Source organism: Paraburkholderia sp. SECH4 (assembly GCF_030511745.1).
In the GTDB taxonomy this organism is placed as follows: Bacteria; Pseudomonadota; Gammaproteobacteria; order Burkholderiales; family Burkholderiaceae; genus Paraburkholderia; species Paraburkholderia madseniana.
The window spans coordinates 24856-32744 of the sequence record NZ_JALOCP010000062.1; the positions used below are offsets into that span (position 1 = coordinate 24856).

Here is a 7889-nt window from a genome sequence, read left to right on the forward strand (position 1 = left end):
TCAGGCCTGAGGCATCTGGGACGCCTTGGACAGCACGCGGACGGGAACCGGGTCATGGCGGCCCTTCAGGTGTGCCTCAAGCTGCGGCAGGTCTGCCGCCGAAACGCCGGCATGCTGGAACACCTGTTCGGACACGATAGCGTCGCAAGCGATTTCTTTTGTCAGTTCCTCAAGTCTTGAGGCCACGTTCAGTGGGTCACCAATTGCCGTGAATGTCACATGCTCGCGAAAGCCAATCTCACCCATTACAGCCCGGCCGCAATGCAATCCAATGCCAAACCGGATGGGCGTTTGCAACTGCTGTTCGAGCGCAGCGTTGAGTTGATCAATGTTGGCTGCCACCAACGGCACCGCACAAAGCGCCTGGCGACAAGCAATGGCTGGCTCGCCGTGTAAGCCGAAGATCGCGAGCACAGCGTCGCCCATGAACTGGTTTGGCATACCGCCTGCCTCTACCACCGCGGCACAGACAGCGCTCAGGAAGCGACTGACTACGAATATGCTGTCGAACGGTAGTTGCGCCGCTGCAAGCTGTGTGGAACCCCGCATGTCCACGAACATGAACGCCGCGAATCGCTCTTGCGGCATGACGTCCCGCTGACGCGGTTGCAGGAAGGCCGTGGATGCGGCCGGCGGCACCAATGGCCACACGGAGAGATCATGGATCGGCCGCAGCTGGCAAGCAAGACGCACTGTCTGCGAGTCAACGCCCAGTCGCTCCAGGACGCGCCGCTCCGCTTCGGCTGGCGTGGGCAGCGGCACATCGCTGAGCACGCGCACTCTACACAATGTGCAGCGGGCACGGCCACCGCACGTGCTCGCATGGGGAACTCCGGCCATCCGGCTCGCTTCCAGCACCGAAAATCCGAGCGGCGCGAATACCTTGCGCCCCTCTGGGTACAAGATGCAGAGCCGGCCGTGCCGGCGCTCCCGGACCGTGCGCAGCAGCCGCGCCCCAAGTACCAACAGCAGCGCGCCACCATCGAAGAGCAAAAAGTCGTTGCGCAGATCGGCGAGCCAGAGATTTTGCAATCCCGTCCCGACGACCGTCGACCGAGTCGCCGCGGCGCGCCAGACGGGATCCTGCGCAAGCGCAATCACTTCCCGTCCGCCTTGCAGGAAGCCTAGCAGAGCGAGCACCGGGAGCAGCACAGCGACGCTCAGCAACACGCTTCGCCACGCCCCAAACCATGGCTTCAACCGCAACCAGAACCAGACGCCGCAACACCCATGCGACCAGGCGACCACCAACAGCACCAACTGTGCTCGACCGAAGAACGGCGAAGCGATCCAGAACGAGTACAACAACTGCGCGTAACCCTTGTTCAGGCCGAACGCGGCAAATGCGACCCGCGTATTGGCGAGATGGTTGGCTAGCAGCGGCGGAATGCAAAGACCGAGGACGAGCTGCGTCGCCTCACCCCGATTCCAATGCACCGAGCGCCGCTCATACAGAGCCCACAGACCCAGGAAGAAATGCGTCACGAGCGCGCTGTACAGCACGCCTGTTCCAAGCCATCCCTGCCAGATAAACTTCTGTACAAGCAGACCACGCTCCAGCCACGCGAGCGAGATATTCCCTAGCGAGTGATTCAGGAGGTGCGCCCCTACATAGGTGAACAGCACCAGTCCGGTGGTCAACCGAACCGATCGCACTCCCGCCGGCCGCCATCTTTGAATACTGGGAAAGCGCAACATGCTCTGCTCTCCACCCTCTCGATCAAAGGCATTTCGTTAGGAGATCGACCGGCGGAGCTCTTTGAGAAACGCCAGCTTGGACCGGGCCTGCTTGCGACGCCAAACCGGGCGACCACGTGCCTCGACACTTCTATTGTGGAGCTGGATATTTCAAAGCGTGCCTTCAGGAATATTACTACTGTCGATCAAGCGACTGACTGAACTGAGCGCACGCCCTTTGCTGAACGCACCGAGACTAGCAGGATGATCCCGGCCAGCAGGTACTGCGCGACCACCACATACATGCTGTAGATCATACTGCCGCTGTGCTGTGTGATCAGCCCGTTGATCGCCGGACTCGCCGCTGGACCAAGGTTGCCGAGGCTGCTGATGAGTGCGATGCCTGCGGCGGCAGCACCTGTTGACAGGGACTCGCTAACGAGCGTGAAGAAAACTGGCGTCGCAGCAGCGATGCCGATCACGGCGAACGACAGCGCGATCAGCCCGCCCACCAGGTTGCCCTGAAGCAGCGTGGTGCTCCACAGGCCGAGTGCCGCGACGGCTACACAGGCCGCGAAATGCCAGCGGCGCTCATGCAGCCGGTCAGAGCTGCGCCCAATCAGGATCATGCCAATCACGCCACATCCGTTCGGGAACACCGCTAGGGTGCCGACCACCAGCACGTCCTTGACCCCCCAGCTCTGGATCAAGGTCGGAGCCCAGAACACTATTGTGTAGGTCGCCCCGAGCAGCAGAAAATACACTAGCGACAGCAGCCAGACCTTGGGGTTGCGCAGGATATCCCCCAACTTCGCGTGGATCTCGCTCTGAGCATCGTTCCTGTCGTGTTCGAGACTGTAATACACGAGGTCCTTCTCGGCAGGCAAAAGCCATTTCGCATCCGCTGGCTTGTCCTCCAGAAACAGGAAAACAAGAATACCGAGTACTACCGCGGGAAGTCCCTGAAGCAGAAACAACCACTGCCAGCCGGACAAGCCGTTGACACCATGCAGGTACTTCAGGATCGCGCCGTTCAGCGGCCCCGCGATCACGCTGACAATGGTTGTCGCCGACATGAAGATTGCGATCGCCTGGCCGCGACGCGCCGACGGATACCACCATGTGAAGTACAGAATGATGCCGGGGAAGAAGCCTGCCTCGAAGACGCCAAGCAGGAAGCGGGCGACATAGAACTCGGTCGGCGTTGCGACGAACATTGTCGCCGCAGCGACGATGCCCCAGCACACCATGATCCGCAGCAACGTCTTGCGCGCACCGATTCTCGCTAGTAGCAGGTTGCTTGGAACTTCGAAAAGAAAGTAGCCGAGAAAGAAGATGCCGGCGCCGAGGCCATAGACCGCGTTGTTCCACGGCAGCGTCTGTTTCATCTGTAGCTGCGCATAGCCGATGTTGACGCGATCCAGGTAAGCGATCATGTACGAGACCACCAGTATCGGCAGGATCCGCCAACTGATCTTTAGAAACACTGCATCGGTCGCCTTGGCCAACGAGGATTGCGATGGCGGAGCGCTAGTAATCGCGCCAGATTTCATGACTTGTCTCCTTCCGGGCTTAAGCCTGGTGTCGTCGCGGCCGGTATACCCCGACCGCTGTCGTCTGGGAACGTTCAGAACGAGTGGCGAATGCCGAGGTCGGCGGCGAACTGGGAACCAGGTACGCCAAAGAGCGCGCCGTTGATCGCGAGGCCGGTGTTCATGCCCCCATGATTGTTGACGTAGGCGACCTGGCTATAGAGTGTGGTGCGCTTGGAGAGCGAGTAGTCGACGCCGAGCGAGCCGAGGATCGAATGGTTGTTCGAGTTGTTGCCGTCGCGGGTGTACCAGGCGCCGCCGTCGAGGGAGAGGGCGGGTGTGAGCTTGTAGGCGAGGCCGCCGGAGATCACACGGTTGTCGAAGGAGCCGGCGACCTTGTAGAGCGTGTAAGTGGCTTTGACAGTCAGGCGGTCGAAGTAGTAGGTGGCGCCGATGTTGCGCCCGGAGAAGGCGATGGTGCTAGGGTTCGGGATGGTGGCCGCGGAGCCGCCGGAGTTGCCGTTATACATCGCGGCGGTGATCAGCAAGCCGCTGTAGTGATATGTGAGCCCGGCTGAATACTGTTGTCCGGCCTGGAAGTTACCCGGAGACCCACCGAATGCGTACATCGCGCGGCCCTGGATGCCGGCAATCTCGGGCGACGTGTACATAACGGAGTTGGGGTTGAAGAGGCCGGTGACGATGACGTTGTCGACGTAGCTGACGAGCCCGCTGCCAAACTGCTTGAGGTCCCGGGGGTCGTTCGCGAAGATGGACAACAGGAAAGGCGAAAACTGAAGGCCGGCGGTGACGGTGCCGAAGCCGCCGGTGACGCCGACCCAAGCCTGGCGGCCAAAGAAGTTGCCGTTGGAGTTCCCGAATCCCCCGTTGGAGATGTCAATGCCGCTTTCGAGGGTGAAGATGGTGGCGAGTCCGCCGCCGAGATCCTCGGTTCCGCGCAGGCCGAAGCGAGACGCGTTTTCGCCGGCGGATTCAAAGGAAAACTGGTGTCCTTCGCTGGCGCCGGTGGCGAGGTTGGCCGTCTTGCTGGTATAGAGGATCGAGGCGTCGGTGATGCCGTAGAGGGTGATGCTACTTTGCGCATGAGCAGCGGGTGCGCTGGCGAATGTGACGGCTAGTGTGCAGGCGCCGCCGACGGCGGCGTCTCGAATGGCACGAATGGTGGAAATCTTTGTCGTCATGAAGGGTGTCTCCTTTAGTTCATAGTATGTAAATGAGTGGCGCGATACCGGCGTGAACGGCGGTGTAATTCGGTGTTGTCGCGTTGAGTAGAGCGTTGCGCGTAGACGCGACCAAGTCGAAGCGTTTTATATGTCGTTATAAATTTTGGATGCCTAATCATGCTTCAGGTACTTGCCGATTTGCCGTTGCACAATCTCTGGTCCCTATTTACGCGCAATTCACGCGTGGGAACTTGACTCGTGCCGCCGGAATTTGTACTTTGCGCGCCACATCTCGTCAGACAGCGTGCCATCTAGCCGGATCATCGTCGACGACCCGTTCAACACCTGCGTCGCGGCACGCGGCAAGTCCTACAAGACAAAATGGTCGCGAATGAGACCCCGCGCCAAATGCGCGTACTCTTTCAGTCGACAACGCGATACCATCGGGTAAATTCCCTCTCGCAGCGAACCATCTCAAGTGACGATCTGTATCTAGAATGCAAGGCTACCTACCCAGTGTTGTGTTGACCGGAGCTGCTCCTCTGCTTGAGGTGCTCGGCGTTCAACCCGAGTTGGTTGCGGCCGGAACCGATCTGCCGGAGCTTGCGCTCCGTTCCGCGGATGTGCCGATCCGGGGTGCGCAAGTGCTTCGATTCCTTTCGCTAGCTGCCGAAGTTACGCAATGCCGGAACTTTGGACTGAGGCTCGCCGAATATCAGGGCCTGGCGGTCCTGGGGCCGATCCTTGTCATGATGCATGGTGCACGTACCATCGGGGAGGCAATGGATACGCTTGCCGAGTTCTACGTACTACATACGTCGATGTCTTCTGTACGGGCTGTGCGGGACGATCAGGGAATGGTTTTGACTTACGACCTTGAAAACGCTTCCGGTCCCGGAGAGGTTCAGGCAGTTGAACTGGGTCTCGCTAACGGTATGCAGTATTTGCGTACCGTCTGCGGTACCGCCTGGCAGCCGGCCGTTGTGCAATTCCGTCATTCGGCGCCTGCGGACTGCACAATGCACAGGCGTACGTTTGGAGCATCCCTCGAGTTCGATCAGGACAGAAACGCGATTGTCCTCGATCGCGGTACGGTGACGCGTCCGGTGACACAACTTCGCCGTAACGCGCATCGTGTGCTTGAGGCACATTTGCGGCGAGAAAGAGCCCAGGTGGAGGCGCTATGGGTGGTGCGCACGCAAACGATGATTCGCGCACTTTTGCCGTTCACGGACAGTTCGCTCAACGCCATAGCGCGAGCGCTCGCCATGTCCCCGCGGTCCTTGCAACGTCGCCTCTCCGAGGCCCGCACGACGTTCGATGAACTGCGGGAACAAGTTCGTGAAGATCTCGCATTGAAGTATGTGCAGCAGTCGAACCTGCGTCTCGCCGAGATCTCGGAACTGCTCGGTTATTCGCAGCAAAGCGCATTTAGCCGTGCGTTCAAGCGACTGCGGGGCGTCACGCCCCGGCAGTTTCGAGCAATGCGTCACGGGGCTGACCCCGGACGCTCTGCTGAGTAGCAATAGCGTGCCCTGCGTTTCACGCGGCGACGAACGCTGGATTCAGGAATTCCGGATCGGGATATTGATAGAAGCCGCGTCCCGCCAGTTCACCGAGATGCCCTGTATCGATGAAATGAGTTTTCACGTATTCCGCCATGCACCGATGCGTCGAATCACCCGACCGTTCCGCAAGCGCGCGGGTCACGTTATAGACGGTCGTCATGCCGATTCTGTCGAGAACGCCGAAAGGGCCAATGCGATCCTCCTTGGCAATCATCCACGCCTTGTCGATCGTCTGAACATCTGCGACCTCGTTGACCAGCAGACCCAGCGCGGCGACCAGCATGGGCACGAGCATTGTGTTCAGCAGGCAGCCGGCCTGCTCCTTGCGCAGCGGCAAAGGCACCATGCCGATGCGATGCGCAAACTCAACCACGCGCGCGAATACGGCGGGGTCGGTGCCCGCATGCCCCATGATTTCCGCAATATTGTGCTTCCAGATCTCGTTCGCGAAATGCAGGCTCAGCACGCGCTCGGGCCGGTCGCTGAACATTGCGAACTGGCTCGGCACCAGTGTCGACGAGTTGCTCACAAAGATGGTGCCGGCCGGCGCTACAGCCGACAGTGAACGGTAGAAAGACTGCTTGATTGCCAGATCTTCAGGGATCGCTTCGATGACGAGGTCCGTGCCGGCGACGGCCAAACCGAGGTCGGTATTGCCCTCGATGCGTGCCAGCGTGGCTTCGATCTGCTCGCGAGACGCGCCGAGGTCCGCAGCGTAGACGCGCCCTAGCGCATCGAAACGGGCGTTCGCGCGATCGAGGCAGGCGGTATCGACGTCGTAGGCTACGACGCCGATACCGGAAAACGCACACTGAAAGGCGATCTGCGCGCCGAGCACGCCGGTGCCGGCCACCATGACGCGTGCGATCGGCTGATTGTCGTTTAGGGAATGAGTAGGCATGAGTGACGGGTGCGGTGCGTATCGTAGATCGGATGGGCCGGATCTTTTGCCGGTTCGAGGATTCACGCCAGCGGCGAGGCGGCGAGATGGTCGAGCAGCAATGGGATGATCCGGTCCGGCGCTTCTTCCGGGAGCCAGTGACTTGCCCCCTCGAGTATTTCGAAACGGTAGGGCCCGTCGACAAAGCCCTCCGTGAGCAGTGCGGCTTCGCGGCCCAGGGCGCGGTCTTCGGATCCCCAAACGTAGAGTGTCGGGACGGCAACGCGGCCTGCGGGATAAGACAGATCGTCGGGGAGCGCGCGATACCAGTTCAATGTCGCCGAAAGCGCGCCCGGTTCACTGAGGCGCCGCACGTTGTCGTCCACGAGCGAAGCTGGAACGCGTCCGGCGTATGCGGCCCGCAGCGCCGCTGCTCCGTCCGCCAGCAGGCGTTGCTCTGCGACACCCCCTGGTTGACGAAATGCACGAACATAATCCAGGCGCTTGTATTGGTCTTCTTGATGGAGCGCCGCTTGCAGCGCTAACGGATGTGGCGTGGCCAGCACGGACAGCGAACTCACGCGGTGTGCATGCGTCGAGGCGAGCCCCCACGCAACCAGTCCGCCCCAATCGTGGGCAATCAGATGGAAGCGTCCTGCGCCCAGTTGATTGGCGAATGTCAGGGCGTCCGAGTGGAGATGCCCGGCTGCGTAGGATGCAATGTCTTTCGGCCGGGCGTTCTCAGCGTAGCCGCGCTGATCCACAGCGACTGCCCGGTAACCTGCTGCGCCGAGCGCGGCCAGAATCTCGCGCCAACAGTCGGCGAATTCCGGCCACCCATGCAGCAGGAGAACGCACTCCCCGCTCCGCGGCCCCGCGGCCAGAGCTGTGTGGGTATGCGGCCCGCAGGCCAGTGTCAGCTCTTCCAGGGGCAGAAGCGGTGCGGAGGGTGCAAGGTGAGTCATCGGTGTGATCTCCGTGAGGCAGAGGCGTGGATCATGTGCGTCGACGTCGCTTAACGGCCGCCCTGGCAGCCGATCAGGTCGAT

At 60.9% G+C, this 7889-nt stretch carries 6 protein-coding genes; 1 reads left to right on the forward strand and 5 read right to left on the reverse strand.

The annotated features are described in order from the left end of the window. From M0D67_RS39715 to M0D67_RS39725, 3 genes are all read right to left on the reverse strand, one after another. On the reverse strand, positions 1-1698 hold the full coding sequence (locus M0D67_RS39715) for an adenylate/guanylate cyclase domain-containing protein (RefSeq protein ID WP_266242970.1): 1698 nt from the start codon (positions 1696-1698) through the stop codon (positions 1-3). 185 nt (positions 1699-1883) lie between these two features. Next, positions 1884-3230, reverse strand: coding sequence for an MFS transporter (locus M0D67_RS39720; protein ID WP_266242972.1), 1347 nt, complete (start codon positions 3228-3230; stop codon positions 1884-1886). 74 nt (positions 3231-3304) lie between these two features. Next, entirely contained in the window at positions 3305-4411 is a 1107-nt protein-coding gene (locus M0D67_RS39725) for a porin (RefSeq protein WP_266242974.1), read from the reverse strand. A gap of 479 nt (positions 4412-4890) precedes the next feature. Between M0D67_RS39725 and M0D67_RS39730 the strand changes: the two genes are divergently transcribed. Next, the gene (locus M0D67_RS39730; RefSeq protein ID WP_154559149.1) at positions 4891-5916 is read left to right on the forward strand and encodes an AraC family transcriptional regulator; all 1026 of its coding nucleotides are present in this window, start codon (positions 4891-4893) and stop codon (positions 5914-5916) included. A 19-nt stretch (positions 5917-5935) separates the two neighbouring features. Here M0D67_RS39730 and M0D67_RS39735 read toward each other — a convergent pair whose 3' ends face one another. Further along, on the reverse strand, positions 5936-6862 hold the full coding sequence (locus M0D67_RS39735; RefSeq protein WP_266242977.1) for a 3-hydroxyacyl-CoA dehydrogenase: 927 nt from the start codon (positions 6860-6862) through the stop codon (positions 5936-5938). Between the two features lie 62 nt (positions 6863-6924). Beyond that, on the reverse strand, positions 6925-7889 hold a 965-nt coding region (locus M0D67_RS39740; RefSeq protein ID WP_266242979.1), incomplete at its 5' end, for an alpha/beta fold hydrolase.

Bases quoted from the DNA above. Each gene is read 5' to 3' on its own strand.
- M0D67_RS39730 (WP_154559149.1), top strand. From the start codon at position 4,891: ATGCAAGGCTACCTACCCAGTGTTGTGTTGACCGGAGCTGCTCCTCTG.
- M0D67_RS39735 (WP_266242977.1), bottom strand. From the start codon at position 6,862: ATGCCTACTCATTCCCTAAACGACAATCAGCCGATCGCACGCGTCATG.
- M0D67_RS39715 (WP_266242970.1), bottom strand. From the start codon at position 1,698: ATGTTGCGCTTTCCCAGTATTCAAAGATGGCGGCCGGCGGGAGTGCGA.
- M0D67_RS39725 (WP_266242974.1), bottom strand. From the start codon at position 4,411: ATGACGACAAAGATTTCCACCATTCGTGCCATTCGAGACGCCGCCGTC.
- M0D67_RS39720 (WP_266242972.1), bottom strand. From the start codon at position 3,230: ATGAAATCTGGCGCGATTACTAGCGCTCCGCCATCGCAATCCTCGTTG.